Source organism: Actinoplanes sp. NPDC051633 (genome assembly GCF_040681735.1).
In the GTDB taxonomy this organism is placed as follows: domain Bacteria; phylum Actinomycetota; class Actinomycetes; order Mycobacteriales; family Micromonosporaceae; genus Actinoplanes.
Genome location: NZ_JBFAZH010001265.1, coordinates 1 through 2135 on the forward strand (window position 1 = coordinate 1; position 2135 = coordinate 2135).

Below are 2135 nucleotides of genomic sequence, written 5' to 3' on the forward strand. Positions count from 1 at the left end.
GCATTGATCACCTGAATCTAAGCGTACTTAAATAAGGGACCTGGACTCCCCGAAGGTTCCTGGGGCAGACGACCTGGCACTGTGGTCTCACCCATGCCGCCGGCGATTGCCCGCCGCGACTATCTCGCTAAGGGTCTTTCGTCGCGGCCAAGGCGAGCAGGGTCGGGCATGGTCGAGTCAGCACGGGCGCTGTTAATGATGTCGAATCCGGCACGCCGCAGCTGCAAGCTGTCAGACCGGCGGGTGTTCGCGGCGGCGGACAACAACCGGTTGAGGGCAAGCTCAGCAATCGGCTCGCCGACGCGTTCCACTTCGAACAGCTCGACACCGACGGCCCATGACGCGGGGCCAGGCTCCTGGTCAAGCGCGGATACGGCGGATGAGCTGGGTGGGCGCTGGATAGAGGCGACCGGCTGGTGCCAACTGACCGGCCATGATAGACACCTGGGCGGCTCTCACCGTTTCTGTAGTCGCCTATCCTCGGGGGTCACGGCGATGACGTCGCTCTTTGGACGAGTCCAGATGCCGCATGAAGGCGCCCATGTCAACCCCGACGACCGCCGGGCACGATTGAACCGCCGGGGCGTGACCGGCGGTGCGCCCGACGGTGATGGGCACTGGGTCTATGCCCGCCGAGCACGTCTGCCAGCGGCTGTCGTACCTGCACGGTGTCATGGGCTGGCAGTTCACCGGCGAGCAGTTGCACGCCTGCGTACACCAAGTCCTCGGTGACACCTGACTGCTGACAGCCGACGCGCTTTGAGGGCCGGCGGATCTTCATGCCGGTGGTTTGACAGGCAGCCGGATGACGAAGGTGGTGCCGGGCCCGGTGTGCTCGGCGCAGGTGATGCTGCCGTGGTGGCGTTCGATGATCGTGCGGGTGATGACCAGCCCGAGCCCGGTGCCGGGGATGCTGCGGTCCAGGGCGGTGGAGGCGCGGTAGAAGCGGCGGAACAGCCGAGGCCGTTCCGCGGGCGGGATGCCGATGCCGGTGTCGGCGATCGTCCAGGTGATGCAGCCCCCGGCGTCGTCACCGGCGTTTTGCTCGGCGGTGGCGGTGATGGTGATGCGGCCGCCGGCCGGGGTGTACTTGATTGAGTTGGAAATGAGGTTGTCGGCGACCTGACGCAGCCGGTCCGCGTCGGCGTACAGCTGCACCTCCTGGCCGATGTCGGCGGTGATGGTCAGGTCCTTGTCGGCCGCCTGGGCGCCGAGGGCATCGACGGCGGCGGCGATGATCGAGGCCAAGTCGGTGGCCGCGGGCCGGATGGCCAAGTTTCCGGACTCCAGCCGGGCCAGATCGAGCAGGTCGTCGGCCAGCACGGAGAGCCGGGTGGCGCTGCGGCAGATCGTCTCCAGGTACTGCCGCTGCTCCTGCTCGGTGAGGGTGTCCAGGTCTTCGTCGAGCACGGCGGCGGTGCCGGTGATGATCGCCAGCGGATTGCGCAGCTCGTGGGTGACCAAGGCGAGGAACTCGTCCTTGGTCCGCGCCAGCTCGACGGTGAGTTCTTCGGCGCGGCGGCGTTCCCAGTACTGCCCGACCTGGGCGGCGATACCGGTCAGCAGCGCGACTAGGGTGTCCTCCGGGTCTTCGACGCGGTCGCCGTACACACACAACGCGCCGAGGGTGCGCCCGCCGGTGCTGATCGGCACCCCGACGGCGACGTGCAGGCCGGCGCGGGCCGCGGCGCGGCTGCGCAGCGACCAGCGGTCGGCCGCCAGATCCGCGATCCACCACGGTTGAGCCCGGGCGTGGACCCGGCCCGGCAGGGCGGTGCCCGACTCGAGCTCGTCGACGGCGAAACGACCCAGCCGGCGACCTCCGGTGGTGTGCCGGGCGGCGCAGACCAGCAGCTGCCGGTCGTCGTCGATCAGCCACAGCTCCGCGACCGGCCAGCCCATCTTGACCCCGAGAGCCTCGACGACCCGGCTCGCCGCCGCCGTGCTCGAGTCGGCCTCGGCCAGGCCACGCGACGCGGCGGCCTCCACGTCGGCGAACCGGCTCGCGCGGTGCCCGGCGGTGACGTCGTGGGCGAAGGCGTGAAACACCGGCCCGCCCGGCTCGTCGGTCGCGGTCAGGGTCATCTCGATCGGGAACTCGTGACCGTCGGCGTGGACCGCGAACAGCTGCAGCC

Annotated in this window: 1 protein-coding gene; it reads right to left on the bottom strand. The window is 69.4% G+C overall.

Annotation, left to right across the window (positions count from 1 at the left end; genetic code table 11):
• Positions 1-777 precede the first annotated feature (777 nt).
• Positions 778-2135 (bottom strand): GAF domain-containing sensor histidine kinase (locus tag AB0M20_RS39870; RefSeq protein WP_364306309.1); only part of this gene is annotated, 1358 nt, incomplete at its 5' end.